13 protein-coding genes, 2 rRNA genes and 1 pseudogene (1 of these 16 running past the window's edge) are annotated in these 21,262 nt (G+C 58.5%); 6 read left to right on the top strand and 10 right to left on the bottom strand.

All coding sequences use genetic code 11. From position 1 onward, the window contains the following. The 6 genes from ACYQ8E_RS07185 to ltrA form a co-directional block, all read left to right on the top strand. Nucleotides 1–2,364 (top strand): 23S ribosomal RNA (locus ACYQ8E_RS07185) (it extends 593 nt beyond the left edge of the window). Between the two features lie 117 nt (nt 2,365–2,481). Then, nucleotides 2,482–2,598, top strand: a 5S ribosomal RNA gene (gene rrf, locus ACYQ8E_RS07180). A gap of 331 nt (nt 2,599–2,929) precedes the next feature. Further along, nucleotides 2,930–4,144, top strand: a complete 1,215-nt coding sequence (locus tag ACYQ8E_RS07175; protein ID WP_066725531.1) for an IS256 family transposase — start codon at nt 2,930–2,932, stop codon at nt 4,142–4,144. A 720-nt stretch (nt 4,145–4,864) separates the two neighbouring features. Further along, nucleotides 4,865–6,391 (top strand): IS21 family transposase, encoded by a 1,527-nt coding sequence (gene istA, locus ACYQ8E_RS07170; protein ID WP_066723643.1) that lies wholly within the window; start codon nt 4,865–4,867, stop codon nt 6,389–6,391. Between the two features lie 14 nt (nt 6,392–6,405). Further along, nucleotides 6,406–7,161 carry an IS21-like element helper ATPase IstB gene (gene istB / locus ACYQ8E_RS07165; protein WP_066723645.1) on the top strand — a complete coding sequence of 252 codons (756 nt, stop codon included), beginning with the start codon at nt 6,406–6,408 and terminating at the stop codon, nt 7,159–7,161. Nucleotides 7,162–7,275: 114 nt separating this feature from the next. After that, complete coding sequence (ltrA, locus tag ACYQ8E_RS07160) at nt 7,276–8,484, top strand: group II intron reverse transcriptase/maturase (protein ID WP_066727941.1); 1,209 nt, start codon at nt 7,276–7,278, stop codon at nt 8,482–8,484. Nucleotides 8,485–8,602: 118 nt separating this feature from the next. Here the strand turns inward: ltrA and ACYQ8E_RS07155 are convergent, their stop codons facing one another. The 10 genes and pseudogenes from ACYQ8E_RS07155 to ACYQ8E_RS07110 form a co-directional block, all read right to left on the bottom strand. Beyond that, nucleotides 8,603–9,970, bottom strand: coding sequence for a sigma-54-dependent transcriptional regulator (locus tag ACYQ8E_RS07155; RefSeq protein WP_066727940.1), 1,368 nt, complete (start codon nt 9,968–9,970; stop codon nt 8,603–8,605). 35 nt (nt 9,971–10,005) lie between these two features. Beyond that, entirely contained in the window at nt 10,006–12,255 is a 2,250-nt protein-coding gene (locus tag ACYQ8E_RS07150; protein ID WP_066727939.1) for a sensor histidine kinase, read from the bottom strand. Nucleotides 12,256–12,392: 137 nt separating this feature from the next. Then, a complete protein-coding gene (lpxC, locus tag ACYQ8E_RS07145) occupies nt 12,393–13,325 on the bottom strand; it encodes a UDP-3-O-acyl-N-acetylglucosamine deacetylase (protein ID WP_066727938.1) in 933 nt (310 codons plus the stop codon). A gap of 195 nt (nt 13,326–13,520) precedes the next feature. Further along, nucleotides 13,521–15,212, bottom strand: a complete 1,692-nt coding sequence (locus ACYQ8E_RS07140; RefSeq protein WP_066727937.1) for an ABC1 kinase family protein — start codon at nt 15,210–15,212, stop codon at nt 13,521–13,523. Nucleotides 15,213–15,223: 11 nt separating this feature from the next. After that, the gene (locus ACYQ8E_RS07135; RefSeq protein WP_459860517.1) at nt 15,224–15,532 is read right to left on the bottom strand and encodes a phasin family protein; all 309 of its coding nucleotides are present in this window, start codon (nt 15,530–15,532) and stop codon (nt 15,224–15,226) included. 67 nt (nt 15,533–15,599) lie between these two features. Continuing rightward, a complete protein-coding gene (locus tag ACYQ8E_RS07130; protein WP_066727935.1) occupies nt 15,600–16,556 on the bottom strand; it encodes a patatin-like phospholipase family protein in 957 nt (318 codons plus the stop codon). Nucleotides 16,557–16,688: 132 nt separating this feature from the next. After that, a pseudogene (locus ACYQ8E_RS07125) lies at nt 16,689–17,789 on the bottom strand (IS4 family transposase); the annotation flags it as partial. An 81-nt stretch (nt 17,790–17,870) separates the two neighbouring features. Next, on the bottom strand, nt 17,871–18,125 hold the full coding sequence (locus ACYQ8E_RS07120; protein ID WP_459860515.1) for a DUF2905 domain-containing protein: 255 nt from the start codon (nt 18,123–18,125) through the stop codon (nt 17,871–17,873). A 2-nt stretch (nt 18,126–18,127) separates the two neighbouring features. Further along, nucleotides 18,128–18,667 (bottom strand): epoxyqueuosine reductase QueH, encoded by a 540-nt coding sequence (locus ACYQ8E_RS07115; protein ID WP_459860513.1) that lies wholly within the window; start codon nt 18,665–18,667, stop codon nt 18,128–18,130. A 112-nt stretch (nt 18,668–18,779) separates the two neighbouring features. Further along, complete coding sequence (locus ACYQ8E_RS07110; RefSeq protein WP_066727932.1) at nt 18,780–21,137, bottom strand: hypothetical protein; 2,358 nt, start codon at nt 21,135–21,137, stop codon at nt 18,780–18,782. Nucleotides 21,138–21,262: the final 125 nt, after the last annotated feature.

Here is a 21,262-nt window from a genome sequence, read left to right as displayed (position 1 = left end):
GCGCCAGTGTGACCGCGTGCCTTTTGCATAATGAGTCAGCGAGTTACTCTCAGTAGCGAGGTTAAGCCGGTTAGGTGGAGCCGTAGCGAAAGCGAGTCTGAACAGGGCGTTCAGTTGCTGGGAGTAGACCCGAAACCGGGTGATCTATCCATGTCCAGGGTGAAGCGACGGTAACACGTCGTGGAGGCCCGAACCCACTTAGGTTGAAAACTGAGGGGATGAGGTGTGGATAGGAGTGAAAGGCTAATCAAACTCGGAGATAGCTGGTTCTCCCCGAAATATATTTAGGTATAGCCTCGTACGAATCGTTCCGGAGGTAGAGCACTGGATGGGCTAGGGGTCTTACCGGATTACCAAACCTAACCAAACTCCGAATGCCGGAAACGTCTATACGGGAGTCAGACGGCGGGTGATAAGATCCGTCGTCGAAAGGGAAAGAGCCCAGATCGCCAGCTAAGGTCCCTAAGTCTGTGCTAAGTGGAAAAGGATGTGGGAGCGCCCAGACAACCAGGAGGTTGGCTTAGAAGCAGCCACCCTTTAAAGAAAGCGTAATAGCTCACTGGTCAAGTGAACCTGCGCCGAAAATGTAACGGGGCTCAAGCACAGCACCGAAGCTGCGGATTTGTACCTTAAGGTACAAGTGGTAGGGGAGCATTGTGGCAACCGCTGAAGGTCGACCGTAAGGACGGCTGGAGGAACCACAAGAGATTATGCTGACATGAGTAGCGAAAATGCGGGTGAGAAACCCGCACGCCGAAAGCCCAAGGTTTCCTGAGTAAAGGTAATCTTCTCAGGGTTAGTCGGTCCCTAAGGCGAGGCCGAAAGGCGTAGTTGATGGGAAACAGGTTAATATTCCTGTACCACCTGTGAATGCGATGGGGGGACGGAGACAGGTAGGCCAGCCGGGTGTCGGATGTCCCGGTTTAAGCGCGTAGGCGGGAGCGGTAGGCAAATCCGCTGCTCCATTTAAACGCTGAGACGTGATGACGAGGGCTTTAAGCCCACAAAGTGGTTGATCCTATGCTTCCAAGAAAAGCCTCTAAGCTTCAGTTCACAGGTGACCGTACCGCAAACCAACTCAGGTGGGCGGGCAGAAAATGCTAAGGCGATTGAGAGAACTCTGGTTAAGGAACTCGGCAAAATAACACCGTAACTTCGGGAGAAGGTGTGCCCTCATTAGGTGTAGCGATTCGCACGTGAAGCCGAAGAGGGTCGCAGAGAAATGGCGGTAGCGACTGTTTACTAAAAACACAGCACTCTGCAAACTCGTAAGAGGAAGTATAGGGTGTGACGCCTGCCCGGTGCCGGAAGGTTAAGGGGATTTGTTAGCGCAAGCGAAGCTTTGAACCGAAGCCCCGGTAAACGGCGGCCGTAACTATAACGGTCCTAAGGTAGCGAAATTCCTTGTCGGGTAAGTTCCGACCTGCACGAATGGCGTAACGACTTCCGCACTGTCTCAACCAGAGGCTCAGCGAAATTGAATTATCGGTGAAGATGCCGATTACCCGCGGCAAGACGGAAAGACCCCGTGAACCTTTACTACAGCTTGGCAGTGACATTCGGGACAGCATGTGTAGGATAGGTGGGAGACTTTGAAGCTGGCACGCCAGTGTCGGTGGAGTCGTCCTTGAAATACCACCCTTGTTCTTCTGGATGTCTAACCTAGGTCCCTTATCGGGATCGGGGACACTGCCTGGTGGGTAGTTTGACTGGGGCGGTCGCCTCCCAAAGTGTAACGGAGGCGCGCGAAGGTTCCCTCAGGCTGATTGGAAACCAGCCGTAGAGTGCAAAGGCATAAGGGAGCTTGACTGCAAGACATACACGTCGAGCAGGTGCGAAAGCAGGTCTTAGTGATCCGGCGGTTCTGTATGGAAGGGCCGTCGCTCAACGGATAAAAGGTACTCCGGGGATAACAGGCTTATCTCCCCCAAGAGTTCACATCGACGGGGAGGTTTGGCACCTCGATGTCGGCTCATCACATCCTGGGGCTGAAGTAGGTCCCAAGGGTTTGGCTGTTCGCCAATTAAAGTGGTACGCGAGCTGGGTTTAAAACGTCGTGAGACAGTTTGGTCCCTATCTGCCGTGGGCGTAGGAGATTTGAGAGGATCTGTCCTTAGTACGAGAGGACCGGGATGGACGAACCACTAGTGTTCCTGTTGTCACGCCAGTGGCAATGGCAGGGTAGCTACGTTCGGAAAGGATAACCGCTGAAAGCATCTAAGCGGGAAGCCCACCTCAAGACGAGATCTCCCTGGGCGCAAGCCCCTAAAGGTCCGTTGGAGACTACAACGTTGATAGGCCGGGTGTGTAAGCACAGCAATGTGTTCAGCTAACCGGTACTAATTGACCGTGAGGCTTGACCATAAAAAGTTTTAGGTGAAGAAGGGGGGAGGTTCTCCTCCCCCCGACTTCCATGACAAAAAGTGCCGGTAGCGGCCGCATCGTAAAAGTCTTAGGCAATTGGAAACCAGTTTTAAGGTTTTCGGTGGCTATAGCGTAGGGGTCACACCTGTTCCCATCCCGAACACAGAAGTTAAGCCCTACTGCGCCGATGATACTGCACGGGTGACTGTGTGGGAAAGTAGGTCGCCGCCGAAATTATTCAGAAGGCCCGCCTCATTTGAGGCGGGCCTTTTTTTGTCTGGTGCGCCAGGCATGGCGCGTAGCGCCTTGACTGGCGCTGTCTGATTCACTGTGGTGGTGAATCAGTGACTTGGGGGTGAAAGTCCCCTGCGGACCCTGATGGCGGGAACCGCTAGCCGGACGGCAAGGGTGTCCATCGCGAGGTGGAATCTGAAGGAAGCCGCAGGCAAAATCCCGGTCCGACGAACAGAAACCGCATGAGGCAGTCTCATCCGAGCCTGTAAATTGAACTGTGTATCTGCTCCATGAGAGAGTGGGGCAATTCCCCCACCGAGGAGCAGAAACGATGGCGATTAAATCAGACAAATTGGACGAGCTTTTGGTCGACTGCAAAACCCCCGAGGACGTCGACAAACTCTATTCGCGGTTGCTACAGCGCATGATCAACCGCAGCCTGGACGCCGAAATGACCGCGCATCTGGGTTACGGAGCCGGCGAAGCCGGGCCGGCGAAACGCGCCAACACCCGCAACGGCAAGAGCAGTAAAACCGTCAAGGGCACCTTCGGCGAACTGGAGATCGAAACGCCCCGCGACCGGGCGGGGTCTTTCGAGCCGCAACTGGTTCGCAAACGCCAGATTCGCCTGGCCGGGATGGAAGGAAAGATCCTGACCCTCTATGCCAAAGGGATGACGACCCGCGACATCGAGGACGCCCTGAAGGATCTCTACGGCGTGGAGATTTCCCATGCCGTCATCTCCCAGGTGACCGAATCGGTTCTGGACGAGGTCCGGGCCTGGCAGAATCGCCCACTGGAAGCCGTCTACCCGATCCTGTGGCTCGATGGCCTGACGGTCAAGATTCATCACGGCAAGCAGGTGGTCAACAAGTCGGCCCATGTGGTTCTCGGCGTCAACCTGCGCGGCGAGAAGGAAGTTCTCGGCCTGTGGATCGCCGAGACCGAAGGGGCCAAGTTCTGGCTCTCGGTCCTCACCGAACTGCGCCATCGCGGCGTGCAGGATGTTTACATCGCCTGCATGGACGGGCTGAAAGGGCTGCCGGAAGCGGTCAACGCCATTTTCCCCAAGACCCTGACCCAACTCTGCATCGTCCATCTGGTGCGGGCGAGCCTGCGTTACGTCACGGTCAAGGACAGCAAGGCCGTGGTCGCGGCCCTCAAGCGTATCTACCAGTCGGCGACCGCCGAAGAAGCGGCGGCGGAGTTGGAACAACTGGACGCCGATTGGGGCAAGTCCTATCGTTCGGTAATCCGCTTGTGGCGGAGCAACTGGGACAACATCATCCCGTTTTTCCAGTTTCCGCCGGAAATTCGCAAGGTCATTTACACGACCAACGCGATCGAATCGCTAAACATGAGCCTGCGCAAGCTGACCCGCAACCGGAGGATATTCCCCAACGACGAATCGGCGATCAAGGCGCTCTATCTGGCAATCCGGCAGGCGTCACGCAACTGGAAGATGATCCACAACTGGAAGCCAGCGCTGCAGACATTCCAAGTGATGTTCGGCGAAGACCGGGTGCCGTTGAATCTGGTCTATTGAAAGAGCGGATACACAGTTCGTTTGACAGACCCTCTCATCCGGGCGAGAAGGCCAATATCTTCAAAGCCCGATAGCCATCCGGGAGGGTGGGGCTGTAGATGCGGCGGGCAGATGGGAGGAAGGTCACGCGCATTACCCTGGGAGATCTGTCGGTCTGCCTCGTGCTACCGTCACCGTAAGGTGTCGGGACCGGCCGGCAGAAGTCAGCAGAGGCCGTAGTAGCCGGAGTAACCACCCGGCAAAGGGCCGAACATGAGGCGTCGTTTCAGGAGACTCGCGTTTCGATGACGACAAGAGCAGCAGAAGTCCTGGTCGAGATACCGGGAGCCGTCCCGGAGGGCAGCGGCCGGAAGCCGCCAGAGCATGGGAGCGGTGCGTCAAACGTCACGGCAACGAGAGACCCTTCCTGGACGAAAGCGGAACGGGGGCTGATGGAAGACGTCGTCAGCCGCCCGAACATGATGGCGGCCCTTGAATGCGTATTCCGAGCCAAACTTTCCACCGATTCCGATGCAAACTTGCCACTGATTCCGATCCAAACTTGCCAGTCATTCCGACGCAAGGTTTCCACCCGTTCCGATCCAAACTTTCCAGTTTGAGCGGAAGAGGTCGGTGAATCTGTCAGACTGATCAAAGTTCTCGCGACGCTGGGTAACCGCGGGGTACAACCTTCTGGACTTTTTCCAGGAGGTGGTCCCATTGGCACACACGAGGTTATCCATGCGCAAGATCAAGGACGTTCTGCGTCTGCATTACGAAGCCGGCCTGACACAGCGGGCCATCGCCCGCTCCGTCGGCACGTCACACACCACGGTGGGCGAATTTCTGAGACGCGCCGCTCACGCCGGGTTGTCTTGGCCGCTGCCAGAGAATCTGGACGAAACCCGACTTGAACAGTTGCTCTTTCCGCCAGCGCCAGTCATTCCCGCCGACCAGCGCCCCATGCCCGACTGGGCGACCATCCATCAGGAACTCAAGCGCAAGGGCGTCACCCTGGGGCTGCTCTGGGAGGAATACCAGAACAGCCATCCCGAGGGGTATCGCTACAGCCGTTTCTGCGATCTGTACCGTGAGTGGTCCGGCAAACTGCGTCTGTCGATGCGTCAGGTGCACAAAGCCGGCGAGAAGCTGTTTGTCGACTACACCGGCCAGACCCTGCCGATCGTCGACCGCCGCACCGGCGAGATCCGCGAAGCGCAACTGTTCGTCGCGGCCCTGGGGGCGAGTTCCCAGACGTTTGCCGAAGCCACCTGGACCCAAGGGCTGCCGGACTGGATCGGCTCGCATGTCCGGGCCTTCTCCTTCTACGGCGGAGTGCCCGAGATCGTTGTTCCGGACAACCTGAAAAGCGCCGTCTCCAAACCCTGCCGCTACGAACCGGACATCAACCCCACCTATGCGGAGCTGGCCGCTCACTATGGCTGCGCGGTGATTCCGGCGCGGGTGCGCAAACCCAAAGACAAGGCCAAGGTCGAGGCGGCGGTTCTGGTCGCCGAGCGCTTCATCCTGGCGCGGCTGCGCAACCGTACCTTCTTCAGTCTGGCCGAGGCCAACGCCGCCATTCGGGAGCTGGTGGAGCACCTCAACCGGCGCCCCTTCAAGAAGCTTCCCGGCTGCCGCCAGCAGCTCTTCGACACCCTGGAACGTCCGGCTCTGAATCCTCTGCCGGCGACCCCCTATACGTTCGCCGAATGGCGCCATGCGCGGGTCAACATCGATTACCATGCCGAAGTCGACCACCACTACTACTCGGTCCCGTATGTGCTGGTGAAGCAGCAGCTCGACGTGCGCCTGACGGCGACCACCGTCGAATTTCTGCACAAAGGGCAACGGGTGGCCTCCCATGTCCGCTCCTCTGAGCGCGGTCGCCACACCACTCTCGGCGAGCACATGCCCAAAAGCCACAGGGAGTATGCCGAATGGACGCCGCAGCGCCTGGTTTCCTGGGCGGCCAAAACCGGACCGCACACCGCCGCCTTGGCAGAGAAGATCCTGGCCTCACGGGCCCATCCCCAGCAGGGCTACCGCAGCGTCCTGGGGCTGATCCGGCTGGCCAAGACCTACACGCCCGAGCGCCTGGAAGCGGCCTGCCAGCGGGCCCTGGCAACAAACGCCTGTCGCCTCAAGAGCGTCGCCTCGATCCTCAAAACCGGACTGGACCGCCAGTCGCTCCCCGAGTCCACCGAATCCCAACTCTCATTGCTGCCGAGTCACGACAACATCCGCGGCGCCGGCTACTACCACTGACCAAGGAGACCACCATGCTCAGCCACCCCACCGACGACAAACTGCGCGCCCTCAAGCTGACCGGCATGCTCAAGGCCCTTCAGGAACAGCGCCTTAGCGAGACCGCCGATGCCTTGAGCTTCGAGGAGCGCCTCGGCCTGCTGGTCGACCGCGAGCAGACCGAGCGCGACAGCCGCCGGCTCACCACTCGCCTGCGCACGGCCCGGCTGCGTCAGAGCGCCTGCATCGAGGACCTCGACTGGAGGGCACCCCGGGGACTCGACCGCGACCTCGTGCTGGCGCTGGCCGGCGGTCGCTACCTCGCCAAGGGCCACAACATTCTCATCACCGGCCCCACCGGCGTCGGCAAGAGCTACCTCGCCTGCGCCTTGGCTCACAAGGCCTGCCGCCTCGGCTGCAAGACCCTCTACCTGCGCCTGCCCCGCTTCCTGGAGGAACTGGCCCTCGCGCGGGCCGACGGCCGCTACCCCAAGATGATGGATAGAGTCGCCAAGACTCAACTGCTCGTCCTCGACGATTGGGGGCTCGCCCCCATGACCGCCGCCGGTTGCCGCGATCTGCTCGAAATCCTCGAGGACCGCCACAATCTGCGTTCGACCCTGATCACCAGCCAGCTTCCGGTCGAAGCCTGGCACGACTACCTCGGGGATCCGACGGTCGCCGACGCCATCCTCGACCGCCTCATCCACAACGCCTACCGGCTCACCTTGAAAGGAGAATCGATGCGCAAACGGCGATCCCAGCTTGACCCGATCGGCAACTTGGCGTAAGACAAAAACTCCAGCGTCGCTACGCTCCGATCACTGGCAACTTTGCCTTGGAACGAGTGGCAACTTTGCGCTGGAACGGCTGGCAACTTTCATCGGAATCCGCACCTTGAACGAGTGGAAGCCAACAAGGGCGCCCCCGGCATCGACGAGATGACGACGGGCGAGCTACGCGGCTTTCTCAAGGAGAAGTGGCCGACCATCAGGGAAGAGTTGCTGAATGGGACGTATCGCCCCCAGCCGGTGCGGAAGGTGGAAATCGAGAAGCCCGACGGGGGAGTGCGCACCCTGGGAATCCCCACGGTGTGCGATCGGCTCATTCAGCAGGCGCTGCATCAGGTGCTGACGCCGCTATTCGATCCGGACTTCTCCGACAGCTCCTACGGGTATCGTCCCGGACGGAGTGCCTGGCAGGCGGTTAGAGCCGCCCGTCGGCATGTGGCCGACGGCAAGCGCTGGGTGGTCGATATCGACCTGGAGAAGTTCTTCGACCGGGTGAACCACGACATCCTCATGTCGCGGGTCGCCCGTAAGGTCGAAGACAAGCGGGTATTGCTGCTCATCCGGCGGTACCTGCAAGCCGGAGTGCTCGAAGGCGGGCTTGTGTCGCAGAGGGTGGAAGGGACGCCGCAGGGTGGTCCCCTCTCACCTCTTCTGTCGAACATCCTGCTCGACGCGTTCGACAAGGAACTGGAGAGGCGCGGTCACGCCTTCTGCCGCTACGCCGACGACTGCAACATTTACGTGCAGACCAGGCGCAGCGGCCAAAGGGTCATGGCCAGTCTCACCCGGTTCCTGGAGGAGCGGCTGGCACTCAAGGTCAACGTCGCCAAAAGCGCCGTCGACCGTCCTTGGAAAAGGGTCTTTCTGGGTTACAGCATGACCTTTCACAAGAAACCCCGCCTCAAAGTGGCGGAGTCGAGAGTGAAGCGGTTCAAGGCCGGACTCAGGAAGGTCTGCCGACGGGGCAGGGGACGCAGTCTCGCTCAGGTCATCAAAGAAATCACCCCGAAGCTACGGGGGTGGGCCTCTTACTTCCGCCTGGCGGAGGTCAAAGGCATCTTCGAAGAACTGGACAAATGGCTGCGGCGGAAGCTGCGCTGCATTCTATGGCGACAGTGGAAGCGCCCCTATACCCGGGCCAAGAGGTTGATGCAGCGGGGATTGCCGGAAGCCCGGGCGTGGAAATCGGCCACGAACGGGCGAGGCCCCTGGTGGAACTCAGGGGCCTCGCACATGAATGAAGCGTATCCGACATCCTTCTTTCGCTACTTGGGGTTGATCCGCTTGACCGATCAGCACCGCCGCTTTCAGAGCGCCTTGTGAACCGCCGTGTACGGAACCGTACGCACGGTGGTGTGGGAGGACGGCGGGGGCGACCCCGCCTCCTACCCGATCAGGCCGGTTTTTCCCCGCCGCAAAAACATCGCTGCGGGCCTGAACTCTACTTTTTGAATTCAATCCCAAACGATTTGATCTTGCGGTGCAGGTTGGACCGTTCCAGATCAATGGCTTCCGCAGTCCGTGAGATATTCCATTCGTTCTCTTCCAGCTTCTGCAGCAGATATTCCTTCTCAAACTCCTCTTTTGCTTCGCGAAAGGTGGCATTGTCCGCCAGGCCGGAGAGCCCGCTTGCCGGGCGAGGCGCCTGGTGACTGGTGATGCTGCGCGGCAGGTGACGCAGATCGATGGAGCGCTCCGGTGTCATGATCGCCAGACGCTCAATAATGTTCTTCAATTCCCGCACGTTCCCTGGCCACGGATAGGCGGCCAGCGCCTCCTGGGCTTCAGTGGACAGGGTCTTTTTTTCGCGGCTCTCCTTGCTGCAGAAAAACTCGAGGAAATAATTGGCGAGCAGGGGGATATCCTCCCGTCGTTCCCTGAGCGGCTGGACATGGAAGGGGATGACGTTGAGGCGATAAAAGAGGTCTTCACGAAAGCGCCCGGCCGCGATCTCTTCTTCCAGGTCCTTGTTGGTTGCCGCGATCACCCGGACGTCTACCTCAATCGTCCGGCTGCCGCCGACCCGCTCGAACTTGTGCTCCTGAAGGATGCGCAGGACCTTGGCCTGGGTTTTGAGGCTCATGTCGCCAATTTCATCCAGAAACAGGGTGCCTTCGTGGGCCTGATCGAACTTCCCCTTGCGTTGGGCGGTGGCCCCGGTGAAAGCCCCTTTTTCATGACCAAATAGTTCGGATTCGATAAGGTCCTCCGGGATGGCGGCGCAATTGACCTCGACAAAGGGCTTGTCCCGGCGCTGAGACTGGGTGTGAATCGCCCGCGCCACCAACTCTTTTCCGGTCCCGTTCTCGCCGGTAATCAAGACCCAGCCCGAGGTCGGTGCGGCAATGGCAATCTGCTCTTTGAGGAGCCTGATGGCCGGACTGGTGCCGATCATTTCGTAATCCTTGGCGAGCTTCGCCTTCAGGGACCGATTTTCCTCGACCAGCCGACCGACCTTGAGGGCATTGTTTACCACCAACAGCAGCTTGTCGAGGGAGAGGGGTTTCTCGATAAAGTCAAATGCCCCGAATTTGGTCGCCTTTACGGCCGTCTCGATAGTCCCGTGGCCGCTCATCATGATGACCTGCTGTTCCGGGACGAGTTCGCGAATGCGGCGCAAGGTTTCTATGCCGTCGATGCCGGGCATCCAGATGTCGAGAAGAATCAGATCGAAGTTTTCCTCCCGAACCTTTTGCAGCCCCTGCTCGCCATCCGCGGCGTACAGGGTTCGAAACCCCTCGTCTTCAAGGATTCCGCGCAGGCTTTCGCGGATCCCTTCTTCGTCGTCGATGATCAGAATCGTTTTCATGAGTCTCCGAGGCGGAAGGCTATAGCTGGAATAAGTCAGGCCTTTATTGCATTTCCTGTAATTGGCAATTCGATAATAAACCGGGTTCCATGGGGATAGTTGTCTTTGACGCGGATGTAGCCACTATGGTCAGATACGATCGTGGCGACAATGGCCAGACCAAGGCCGGTGCCCGATTTCTTGGTGGAAAAATAGGGTTCAAAAAGACGCGGCTTGTCCTCTGCCGGAATTCCGCACCCCGTATCGGAAATACTGAAGGTTGCCATCTGCAGGGCTGAATTGTAGGCCGACTCGATTTCAACCGCGCCCCCCTGATCAATGGCACCGACGGCGTTATCGAGCAGGTTTATTACCACCCGCTTCAACTGGTCGCGGTCGAGATCGAAGACCGGCAGCCGCGGGTCGGGATGGAAGCTGAAATCGACCTCTTTGTGGGCTTCCTGATAGAGGACCAGGGTCTCCTCGAGGATTTCGTTGAGGCTGTTCGGTGTTGGATTGCTCGCCGGCAACCGGGCAAAACTAGAAAATTCATTGACAAGATTCTTTAATTCGTCGACCTGTTTGATAATGAGCCTGGTCGAATCGTCAAAGACCCTGTCGTCGTCCCCGAATCGATCGAGATAGCGTTTGCGCAGACGTTGTGCCGAAAGTTGAATCGGGGTCAACGGGTTCTTGATTTCATGGGCAATGCGTCGTGCCACCTCGCGCCAGGCGGCCATCCGTTGCGCCTTGATCAGCTGGGTCAAGTCATCGAAAACGACGACGGTTCCCATGAACTCACCCGATTCATCCCGCAGCGTCGTGACATTGACCAGCAGGGTAAGTTTCCCATCCGCCAGGGGGAGGGTGACCTGGCGCCGGATGGAGTCCTTGCCCGATTCGCGCAGGTCAAGCAGAATCTCCTTGATCATTGGGAGGTGTTCGTCGCTGACGACCTCCCGGAAGTTTTTGCCGAGAATCCGGCCCGGCCTGATTTTCAGCATCTTTTCCGCAGACTTGTTGACCGTCGTCAGGTTCCCCTGCTGGTCGACAGAGACCACCCCGGCCGTGACATTTTTCAGCACGATCTCCATGTAGCGGCGGCGTTGTTCAAGCTCCAGGTTCGACCTGCGCAGGTCGCGGTTGGCCTGATCGATCTCGCGCTGATTGAGCCGCAAGTCGCCGGTCATTTTATTGAAGGCAGTCACCAGCAGGCCGATCTCATCGTCGCTCTGGACGTCGATACGCACATCGAGGTCACCTCCAGCCACCCGGCCGGTGGCCAATGCCAACTCCTGGATCGGGCCGGTGATGCCCCGCGCCAGATGGAAGCCGAACCAGGTCGCAAGGAAGGTGATGACCAGGGCGATGAGGCCGAGAAAGACGAGATAGCCCTTTTTGATTCTCCCTTTGAGCAGCTTGGTATTTTTAAACTGGTCAAAGGAATTGGAGATTTCCTGCATTTTATTGACGAGGGAGTAGGGGACGTAGTAGTTCACCACCACTACCCCGACGACGTCTTCCGGATTCCAGTTCGAATAGACTGGCACGATCCCGCGGATGAGGTCGGCCTTGCCCAGAGGGGTAATCCGGCTGAACCGTTTGCCGTTCAGGGCCTCACGAATATTGTTGGAATCGGGATCGGTGAAGTCACTGACCGGTACCTGCGGGTTGCTGGCCCGCACCAGTTCCTCGTTGGTTGAGGAGAAAACTTCAACAATGCCGAGGTTGTATTCCTGCTGCTTCTGGCTGATAACGGCACTCAGACGCGGCAGATTTTCATCGTTGAGAAGTTTTTCCTCCTTGATGATTCTGGCGAGTTGCTCGCCGTAATAGAGGGCATTGGTGGCCGAGTTTTTATAATAGGTCTGGGCTACTTCAAGCGATTCCTGCAGGGAAGATTCAATCTGCACATTGAACCAGTTCTCGATCGAATTGGTGATAAAGGCCGCCGAAACGAAATAGAGCAGCATCGTCGGAATCAGCGAGAGGGCGATGAAGGTGACCACCAGTTTGACGCGGAGCCGCGACCCCGGAACCCCTTTGCGTCGCTCTAGGAAGAGCTTGAGCAGGTTGCGGAATACCAGGAATAAAAAGAGGATGATCAACAGGATGTTGAGGTTGATCAGGGCGAGGATGAGGACGCTGTTGGAGAGCGGAAATTTCTGGGTCAGATCGTAGAGGTGGGTTTCAAAACGGGCCAGGAAGAGAAGCAGGGCAAGGATACCGAGAATGGTCGCCCATTCCCACCATCGTTTGCGGGAGTTCGGCCCATGGGGAAGTTTTGGTTGTGATTCGGTCGTCATCCCGGTCCCTGAAATTGGTTCTAAGTTGGTAATAATAGGCCAAACATGAACGCAATTGCAAGGATTGGCAAGACAGCAACGGAAATAGGCAGCCTTGAGGGCTGCCTATTTTCGTTGCTGACTGGCTTGTGAGAAGGTTAGACCTTGGTCAGGGCAAGGTCGATACCGGCAAATTCAGGAATCCCGGAATGAAGGGCCTCTTCCAGGTCGCGGTCACTGAATTCAACGAGTCGCCAGGCATCAGGGGTTGCAAGCAACTGCTCGACCATCTGATGGTTGATATCGTGGCCCCCCTTGAAAGACTTGATGTGACCGAGGATCGGATAGCCAGCCAGGCTGAAGTCACCGATAGCGTCCAGGATCTTGTGACGAACGAATTCATCCGCAAAGCGCAGGCCCTCGGGGTTGAGAATCCGGTCCTCGCCAATGACAACGGCATTCTCCAGCGAGCCGCCCCGTGCCAGGCCGTTTGCCTTGAGGTATTCCACTTCGCGGAGAAAGCCGAAGGTCCGGGCGCCTGCCAGGTCGCGGCAGAAAAGGTCCGGGGTGACCTTGACCGAGCGATGCTGGCGGGCAATGCAGGGGTGGTCAAAGGCGATGTCGGCAGTGAGGCGGAAAAAACGGGAGGGGATCATGGTGACCCGTTTTTCGCCGTCAATGACGGTGACCGGTTTGCGAATGGCCAGATACTTGCGGCTGCGGGGTAGGCTGCGCAGGCCCGCTTGTTCGAGAAGGGCAATATAGGGGAGAGCGCTGCCGTCGAGAATCGGAACCTCGGGGCCGTCAATATCAATGTGGAGGTTGTCGATGCCAAAGGCCGTCAACGCGGCCATAAGATGTTCTATGGTCGATACGCTAAGGCCACTTTTGCCGATGACCGTCGCCAGGCGCGTATCGACCACATTGGCCGAAAGGGCTTCAATGGAGACGGTGCGGTCGCCCTCGGTCCGATGGAAGATGATTCCAGTGCCTGCTTCGGCCGGCCGCATCGTCATGCTGATGCGTTGCCCCGAGTGCAGGCCGATTCCCGAAATCATGACTGTCTGGTTGATGGTGCATTGGAATATCATGGACTGACCGGCCTCCCACAGATTTCGCATTTCTCAACAGGTTGATTACGGAGATGAGAGAATGCAAAGAGTCTGCCAGTCTTTTTGTTCTGTTTAACTATTTGAAAAACAAGGAGAAAAAAAGAATTGGGGCGGGAGGTGACGGTCTGGTGTTGCAGGGTTGCACCTTTCGTTGTGGCGTCGCCACCACAGGGTTCACAGGCGGCCGGAGCGAAGAATGGCGATCGCCAGCCAGAGGCCCAAAAAGCCGGCTATCGAATAACCGAGAAAGCCAAGCATCGGGAAGCCGAAGAGGAGGGGGCCCTTTTCGGTCTGCATGATCAGGGAAGAACCGACAATCAGGGCTGCAATCAGCAGGCTGAAGGATAGGCGGTTGCTCGACTTGTCAATATCCGCAATCAGCCGTTCAAGGCCCCGGTGTTCCAGGTCGATTTTGAATTTGTTGCGGTTCAGGCGATTGATGAATTCCTTGAGGTCGCGGGGCAGGTTTTTGGCAAGTGCCCCATAGGACTGGGCGGTGCGAAACAGTTCCCGGGAAATGTTGCCGGGGGTCATTCGCTCGTGCAGCAAGCGCTCCATGAAGGGGCGCAGGTGGGCGACCATGTTGAACTCGGGGTCAAGCTGGCGGCCGATTCCCTCCATGGTGACCAGGGCCTTGGCGAGGAGGATCAGGTCGGGTGAAAACTTGATCTGGTACTCGGTCAGAATATCGACAAATTCCCCGAGGAGTTTTCCGGCCTGGATTTCCTGCAGCGGAATTTCGTAATAGTCGTCAATAAACTCGCTAAGGTCTCTTTTCAGTTGCTTGCGATCGACCTCGTCGGTCAGGTCTCCGGAATAGAGCAGTTGGGAGATTACGCGGTCGACATCCCGTTGCAGAACGGATAGCAGTAATTCTGCCAGCTTGTACTTGAGATCCTCGTCGAGCCGCCCGACCATGCCGTAGTCGAGGAGGCAGATAATGTTATTATCGAGGACGAAGACGTTCCCCGGGTGGGGGTCGCCATGGAAAAAACCATGAACCAGGACCTGTTTGAGCAGATAATCGGCACCGTTGCGGGCGATGACCTTCAGGTCGCCCCCCGTTGCCTGCAGACGGTCGAAATCGGAGACCTTGATGCCGTTGACATATTCCATGGTAAGAACGGTCTCTCCGGTCTGCTCCCAGTAGACCTTGGGGACGTGTACCGTGGTGTCGGTGGCAAAGCTGGTGGCAAAGCGATCGATGGTGTGTCCTTCCCGGCTGAAGTCCATCTCCCGGCGGATGATGCGGCGGAACTCCTTGACGATCCCCGTCGGATCGTAGATGTCACCGGCCGGAATATGATTTTCAATCAGGTAAGCAAGGCCCATGAGGATATCAAGGTCGGTTTCAACCAAGCTCGCTACGCCTGGGCGGCGGACCTTGACCACGACCTCGTCACCGTTGTGCAACCGCCCACGATGGACCTGGGCGATTGATGCTGCAGCGAGGGGTTGCGGGTCAAGGTGGGCAAAGTGCACCGACAGTTCGGTGCCGAGTTCCTCTTCGACCTGACGGCAGATCTCAAGGAAGGGGAGTCCGGGGACCTTGTCCTGGAGTTTTCGAAATTCGTCGGCGTACTCACGGGGGATCAGATCGGGGCGGGTGGAGAGAACCTGGCCAAGCTTGATAAAGGTTGGCCCGAGTTCTTCCATGGCCAGGCGCAGTCGTTCCGGCTGGGTCAGCCGCTCGATCTCCTTGGGAGCCGTCCCCAGGGTCACGATGCGACGGCCGAGTTCGAGGTAGTAGTTTATGTTCAGCTGTTCAACGACATGGCCGAAGCCATACTTGATCAGAATGCCAAGAATGGTCCGATAGCGCCGAATCGAGCGAATGTTGCGGTTGATCCGCGAAAAGGTCAGCATGTAATAGAGGCTCAGTCCTTGGGTGTTGACTTGAGCTGTTTTTCGAGTTGAGCGACCTTTTTGGCGAGTTTGTCAAACTCCTCGTGCGTCACCACCCCCATCCTCTCGCAAGCAAGGCGGACTTCCCCGCGTGCCAGCTCTTCCAGTTTTTGCTGATTTTCCCGGGCGTTTTCCTGCAGTCGGGAGAGCAGAACTTTCCCTTCCTCTTCACTGACGTCAAAGCGCTGCTTTAACTCCTGGATCAGCTCTTCTGCCTTTTTCTGGCTGAGGGAGAGCGCTCCCATGCCCGCCAGAAGGGTTTTCTCAAGCAACTCGATCATCCCTGCCTCCTGTAATTGGTCTCTGTTATTTCCCATAGTTGCAAGATTAACATGCTTGAGAAGCGTTTCAATCGCGGCCACACATTTGCATGATGGCCGGCAACCTTTTCCGCGCCTCCGCTTCGCCGGCGCGGATCGCTTCTTCTGCCCGGTTGAACTCAAAGAGGTTGAAGCCATCGAAATGGGGACGCAGTAGCAGGTCGATGTGATTCTGCGCCAGGCGCAGATCATTGATCTGGTTCTCCATGATGGCAATACTCTGCGTGAAAATTTTCAGCAGACCGGGTGGTTTTCGCTCCCGTTCCGGGGGGCTTTCAGCTGGTTTTTTCTCTTTGCCGTTGCCGGGCCAGATCTCCCGGAACAGCCTTTCTACTCCCTGGGCTGTAAAGATCTCCCGCCAGGATCCCTGCCCCTGTTGCTCCGGGGTGGCTTCCAGGTAGGTTTCACGATGCGGTTGCCGCATCGCCGGAATAGCGCAGACGCCGATGACCTTATCGCTGCCGAGCTCGCGGGCGACGTCGACGGGAACCGGATTGCAGAGACCGCCGTCCACCAGGAAGCGGCTGCCAAACCTGACCGGGGTGAATATCCCGGGGAAGGAAATCGCGGCACGGACCGCTTCGAGCAGATTCCCCTGCTTGATAAAAATATCCTCCCCGGTCTCGACATCGGTAGCCGTGACGGCAAAGGGGAAACGCAGCTCTTCGAAACTCTGCACCGGAAGAAGTTCGGCGATGAAACGGGAGACTTTTTTGCCATCGATGAGGCCGGCGCCGGGAAAGACCGGATCGACCAGTCTGGCCAGGTCGCGCCAATCGACCTCGCGGGCAATCTCTTCCATCTGTGCCACGGAGACACCTGCCGCATAGAGGGCCCCGATCAGGGCGCCGATGGAGGTTCCCGAGATTGCCGCGATCGGCACCTTCGCCTCTTCAAGGACCTTGAGGACCCCGATGTGGGCGAGTCCGCGGGCGGCGCCGCTACCAAGGGCCAGACCAATCTTGTCATGCGGGCGGGAACTCATGGTTCTCCTGTCGGGCAGGTCAGCGGCGAAAAATCCAGATTATCAGGGAGAGGCAGTAGTGTCCGGTTAAGAAGTTGCATAGGCTCCGAAGTCCAAGTCAATGATATCGGGAGGCCCTAAGCCTGCGGCCGCATCCTCGGCGGCCTCGTTGCGAATATTGTTGCGAAGCTCACGCACCCTGTTGATGCTGACACGTTCGCCATGCTCTTCGTGGCAGTAGATGGCCAGCAGCAAATAAGTAATCAACCCTGCGAGGATCTGCACCAGCAGGCCGTAGGGACTGCGGGCAATCAGGTGATACACCTTGAGGTGGCGCTTCCACCAGGCGAAGAAGGACTCGATCGTCCAGCGTAGCTTGTAGATCAAGGCAATCTGCTCGGCGGTCAGATCGAAGCGGTCGGTGGCGACCCAATAGGATTTTTGGTCAACCTTGTAGCCGACCACACGCACTTCTCGTTCGGTCTGGTTGACATCTTTGGTGCCGAGCAACACCCTGGCGTCATAGAAAACATGACTGCCGGGGACAACAGGATTGGCGCTCAACTCCGTCTTACGAGAACTGGCTTTGATGCGGCAGACAAAGTGGCGTCCCTGATCCTGCCAGTCGTCAAAGTTTTTGTAACACTGGTAATAGCGGTCATAGACACCTGTCTGACCGGGAGCCACGAGCCGTTCCGCCTGAGGACGCTCGTCGCCCTTGCCGTCGGTTAATGTGACTTTCTGGGGGACACCACGACCGATATCGAACCCCAGGTGAACCTTGGCCTTTTTGGCTCCGTCTCGATAGTCCGCCCAGAGCATGGACAGCGTAGCGTCAATCAGCGAACCATCGACGGCGATCAGATCGCCGAGATCGGAGATGTCTTTGGCGACAGGAATCTTTTGTGAGACCTGTTTCTGCAGGTCTTCGTAAACATGAATCATCTGCTCCAGCCCTCGGGTATTGATCGCCTCAAAGAAGGCGCTTTTCCGGATACCGCCGGGCGGTGCAATATGAGTCGCGGCAAAATCTTCCTGCGTCAGAACCTGAAGCAGATGACGCCCCGAAGAATGCTCTTCGAGGTGATAGTAGGTCAGGATTTTCAACTGATCTTCAAACGTCATCTGAAGTGGCCTGTTGCCTCGGGCCTCAAGAACCGGGGCATGTTCGAGAGCGCCCTTGAACGGGGTAAAAAGTCGGACAATGGAGCGCCTGCTAAGCCGGGTACGGTGGCAGCGAACAAGTAATGACATTTTCGTAAATCCTCATATAAAATAGGTATTTACGAAAATCGCCGCGCCGACTTCACGACGATTTGTCAAGCAAAAAATACGCTAACTTGTGAAAATATTTACAATTATCTGCAACTTTGGGTGAATGCAATTTGCTAACCGGACACTACTGAGGGAGAGGAGAAGTGAAACCAGAATACAGGTGGTGAGGGGGAAATAGAAGGAAAAGTTCTTCGATTCCATGTGAAGATCGCCGGGGAGCCGGCCGAGGGGCGGAATCTTTCCCCCCAGGGAGAGAAAAACCCCGGCACAGACCAATAACAGGCCGATCAGGATGAGCAGCTTGCCGAGGGGCATCTTCAGGTCCGGGCTGGTGGACAGTAGCGTTCCTTCTCCGAATAGATGCAACCGCAGTACTGCTGGCGGTAGAGCCCCATCGCCTTGGAAGTTTCGATCCCCTCGCGCCAGCCAGGCCGGAAATCGTGATAGAGGAATTTGATGCCAAGTTGATGGGCGAGGGACTCGCCATGGCTGCGGATTGTCTCATGCTGCTGATAGCGGCTGTAGAGCAGGCTGGTGCTAAACGCGTCGAAACCCTGGTCGGCAGCGCGCCGGGCGGTCTCTTCAAGACGGGAGTGGTAGCAATAATCGCAGCGCAAGAGCGGGACCTGGGCGACCTGGGCCAGAAACTCCTCCAGCTGGTAGTCCTCCCGATACTGGACCTCGAGTTCCACCCCGGCCGCATAGTCGCGGACCGTTTCCAGCCGTCGCCTGAACTCCTGGTACGGGTGGATGTTGTGGTTAAAGAAAAAACCAGTGACCTGGTGGTTCTGCTCCCGTAGAACCTTGACCGGGTAGATAGCGCAGTTCGCACAGCAAAGGTGCAATAGAACGTTCATGGCGACCTTCTTGATGGAGGGGACATGTTCTCGAATGATAACAGTTTTCTCTGCCAGTTTCAGCAGATTTTATCCATCCTGGCCACCGGCACTACGATGGCCGTTCCCGGCATTACCTCTGCTTGGCGCGAAAGAACTCCGGCGGCGGGAGCGGGAGTCTCTCCCAGAGTTTTCCCGCGACTGCCCTTGCCTGCCGGGGATTGGTGAGCAGAAGGTGGGCCCGGCGTAACAGCGCCTCGTGAAGCGTCTGCAAGTCCTGCAGATAACGGCCGAGAATATTTTGCAATATCAGGGGGTCTGCGGGGAGCAGAACGACTTCCCTGCCGGCGGCGGCGGCCAATTCAACCGCCTGGGCAGCCAGCTCGGAGGAGACTTCAAAGCTGTCGCCGTCGGCGCCGGTCAGAACTACCCGGCCGAAGAATGGCTCTCCTCGCTGTAACGGCAGGCTGAGCCGGTACTCTTGCAGCTCTGGGCGGAAATGGTCAAAAAGATAATGCTCGGGGAAGAGCGGTAGCCCGTCACTGAAGACTTCCCGATAAAGCGTGTTGCTCAGGTCGGCCAAATCAAGAGTCGGCGTGGGCGTAGCCGCCGCCGCAGTGGCCATTGGCTCCTGGTGGTTGGCGACCCTGCCAGTGGCGGAAAGTGGGAGGGCAAACCAGGGGGCGAGTTCGGCATCGATCTCGGCGGTGCTGGGAGTGGCGGGGTGTTCCTCGGCCAGGCGTTGCAACAGGGTCAGGATGTCCCGGTTGGGCAAGGGGAAGGGCCGTTTTCCCCAGGTCGCAGCAAACCTTCTTGGTCCGGGCAGCGGCTGGTTATTGCCGGCCACCTGCCAGAGCAATCGGCCGAGGCTTGAAGCGACAAAAAGGTTCACCCCGGCCTCGAGGTCTTGCGGCGAGTTGCCAGAGGGATCGAGATGGAGGTGGCCGTTCTCAAAAAGGGTCCAGACCGGGTCGGGGAGGTCCAGCGCCAGGGCCCAGAAGAGGGCCGGAGCCTTTCGGGAAAGCTCCCCTTCCAGGTAGCGGTTGTCCCTTCCCGGATTGACAAGGCAGGTGCTATCGGCGCCCCCATCTTTACAGAGGTCGATCTCCATTTGATGGGCGGAGATGCGGCGGATCTCGCCGATCGAGAAATCTTCCCGCAGTGTGTCGAGCAAGACATCGGCAAAGGGGGCGCTGAGCCAGTCCCCGGGGACCTTCAGCCGCAGTTTCCCCTCCCGGGCCGCCAGCCCGGCGAGATGGAGAAGTTCCCACCCCCAGCGGGGTAGATCCGGGGGGAGGCGAAATCTCCGGGTCGGCCACGAGATTCGCAAACCGGCCTGCAGTGCCGCCCGCTCACGGGCGGGGAGCGTGGTCGGGGAGGTCAGGGCCGCGAGGATCAGGGTCGGTGCCGGCGTCCCGGGAAGCTGGAACGGGTCAGCGGCCTGAATCCGCGCCGCCGGCTGCCCTTGCAGATGGCGCAACAGGACAGAGCAGGCCAGCAGGGACGGTGGCGCTACCTCCCAATCTTCAGGGCCTGGGGGAATGTTGGCCAGGTTTGCAATCAACCGCGGTCCGCGGGTTTTCGGGACGGGTGCCGTCAGGGCGTGCTGGCCGAGGGGAAGCTGGTGGTCCTCCCGCAGCAGTTCCAGGACCCGGGCAAGCCGCTGACTGTCCTGACACCCGCCGAGTTGGGCCAGGCGCCGCGACAGGTGGTGGAAGCGGACGGCGATATCGAGAGGAAGTGGGAATTCGCCCGGGAGGGGAGCCAGTGCCTTGCGAAGTTCCGCCGGAAGCGTATCGATGGCAAAAAGCATCGCCCGCTCCAGTCCCTCCGGTTGGACCGCTGTCGGCAGCTGGTCGAGGTGGAGCAGTGCCGCAATCCGCACCAGGGTCAAGAACGCCTTGTCTTGCGCCTGTTGCTCGGGAGGAACGCCTGTCGCACTGCAACGACCTTCGCTGCAGGCGACCCGCATCAGTTCCTTCAGTCCGGGGACAACCTCTGCAAGTCCCCCCAGACAAAGGTTGACAAGGTAATGGGGCGGAAGCTCCTCCGGGGTGAGGGACCCCGCAACGGTGAGATATTTGATCTCCTCCAGGACGGTGGCCAGGGTATGGCGAAAGCTAGTGGCGTCGCTGCCGGCAGGTGGGGCGGCAACCGTCCGGTGCCGGGACAATCCGCCGGGGAGAATTTCCCAGAAGACAATCTCATCCGCCCCCCATACGACAAAATGCCGCAAACCAAGGGCATGGGCGCAAAGGCGTCCCTGCTCCTCACTACAATCGCTCTCCCGGGGCGGGACGAGAATAACCCCCCCGGCCATGCCGCTGTCCCGGTTGATCCAGAGGACCAGATCCGGGTAAAGCGCCCCCTGCGGGGTCAACACCCGTGGCGAAAGGTCGATCCGGCGCAACGGAGAGCGGCTTCGCTCCAGCTGTTCTTCTGCCCAGCGGGCCAACTGGCGGGTAAATTGATCGAGGGAGTCTTTGCTCATCGCAGGGAGAACCAATGGCCAAGGTCCGGAGGGTTGGCAGCCCAGGGTATAAAAAGGGCCGCCACAGTGACGGCCCCGGGGGCGAACTCAGCAGGGCTAGTGCAGGCCCCCCCTTTGAGTGAAAA

It is taken from the genome of Desulfuromonas carbonis, assembly GCF_054658035.1.
This window is presented reverse-complemented; position numbering and strand designations above follow the sequence as displayed.

Excerpts from the sequence above, each read along its gene's own strand:
- ACYQ8E_RS07140 (WP_066727937.1), bottom strand. The coding sequence starts at position 15,212 with ATGCTGACCTTTTCGCGGATCAACCGCAACATTCGCTCGATTCGGCGC.
- ACYQ8E_RS07110 (WP_066727932.1), bottom strand. The coding sequence starts at position 21,137 with ATGAGCAAAGACTCCCTCGATCAATTTACCCGCCAGTTGGCCCGCTGG.
- ACYQ8E_RS07135 (WP_459860517.1), bottom strand. The coding sequence starts at position 15,532 with ATGATCGAGTTGCTTGAGAAAACCCTTCTGGCGGGCATGGGAGCGCTC.
- ACYQ8E_RS07155 (WP_066727940.1), bottom strand. The coding sequence starts at position 9,970 with ATGAAAACGATTCTGATCATCGACGACGAAGAAGGGATCCGCGAAAGC.
- ACYQ8E_RS07150 (WP_066727939.1), bottom strand. The coding sequence starts at position 12,255 with ATGACGACCGAATCACAACCAAAACTTCCCCATGGGCCGAACTCCCGC.
- istB (WP_066723645.1), top strand. The coding sequence starts at position 6,406 with ATGCTCAGCCACCCCACCGACGACAAACTGCGCGCCCTCAAGCTGACC.
- istA (WP_066723643.1), top strand. The coding sequence starts at position 4,865 with ATGCGCAAGATCAAGGACGTTCTGCGTCTGCATTACGAAGCCGGCCTG.
- ACYQ8E_RS07120 (WP_459860515.1), bottom strand. The coding sequence starts at position 18,125 with ATGCCCCTCGGCAAGCTGCTCATCCTGATCGGCCTGTTATTGGTCTGT.
- ACYQ8E_RS07115 (WP_459860513.1), bottom strand. The coding sequence starts at position 18,667 with ATGAACGTTCTATTGCACCTTTGCTGTGCGAACTGCGCTATCTACCCG.
- ACYQ8E_RS07175 (WP_066725531.1), top strand. The coding sequence starts at position 2,930 with ATGGCGATTAAATCAGACAAATTGGACGAGCTTTTGGTCGACTGCAAA.
- lpxC (WP_066727938.1), bottom strand. The coding sequence starts at position 13,325 with ATGATATTCCAATGCACCATCAACCAGACAGTCATGATTTCGGGAATC.
- ACYQ8E_RS07130 (WP_066727935.1), bottom strand. The coding sequence starts at position 16,556 with ATGAGTTCCCGCCCGCATGACAAGATTGGTCTGGCCCTTGGTAGCGGC.